At 52.2% G+C, this 1,068-nt stretch carries 1 protein-coding gene; it reads left to right on the top strand.

The annotated features are described in order from the left end of the window. Positions 1 to 1,068: hypothetical protein (locus Q8O77_RS04805; RefSeq protein WP_305551711.1), on the top strand; the 1,068-nt coding region annotated here is incomplete at both ends.

Consider the following 1,068-nt stretch of genomic DNA (forward strand, 5'->3'; position numbering starts at 1 on the left):
GATTCAGCCATTACTACCGGCGACGCCTACAGCATTGTCTCGCTCTTAAACCAGGTTAATACGACCATCATCAATTCCCAGATTTATTTGGTGACTATTAATATTTTCGGAGACGTTAACGCCAATATTATTCTGCCTGAACTAGCAGCAGACGGCGGCAATACCCCCTGCTGTGACGGTCAGGATGTCACCATTAATAACCAGGCCACGGTCAGCAGCCAAATTAACTCCCAGGCAGTCAGCGGCCAAAATACGGTGGTGGCGGCCACCGATGCTCAAATTGAATCCGGCGATGCCCAGAGCGTTGTTAATGTAACCAACGTGGTCAATACTACTTTAGTCAACACCTCCATCAGCAGTTTAGTCATCAATGTTTTGGGCGAGTGGATCGGCAGCTGGCTTGGCGCCGACGAGTGGTTGACCGAGGGCGACAGCGGCGGCTGTGACGGCTGCATTGACGATATCAGCATCGATAATCAGGCCTTGGTCGAAAACAACATTACTTCGCTGGCTGTCAGCGGCGGCAATAATGTCAGTGCCCAAAGCGGCCAGATCAGAACCGGCAACGCCTATAGCAGCATTTCCTTATTTAACTTTATCAATACCAGCATTATTAACTCCCGCGGTTTCTGGGGCTTTATTAACATCTTCGGCCGCTTGACCGGCAATGTCGGCACAACGGCGGCTTTATTCCCGGAGTCCAGTCCGGAAGCCTCAGTGGAACCGGAAACGTCGGCAGAAGAACCGGACCCAGCAAGCAGAGAGACAGGCGGCTTATTATCAATCGAGCAAAGCAACAACGTTGGTGAATATATCCTGCCCGGGGATACGGTCACTTTCAATGTTTTGGTCAAAAATCCCGGCGGCGGCAAGGTTTACGACGCCAAACTCTGGCTGGGATTGACTCAAGACGGAAACAGTCTCGGCGGCGGCTGGATCCATATCGGCGATATTGAAACCCATAAAGGAGTTAAAATCTCCAGCGGCTTAGTTTTGTCCCAACTGGCCGGTGGCGGCGAGTACACCGGAATAGCCAAGGTCATCGGCTACGTCGGGCCGGACAGCGAG

The sequence above is a fragment of the Rheinheimera sp. genome, from assembly GCF_030690345.1.
In the GTDB taxonomy this organism is placed as follows: domain Bacteria; phylum Pseudomonadota; class Gammaproteobacteria; order Enterobacterales; family Alteromonadaceae; genus Alishewanella.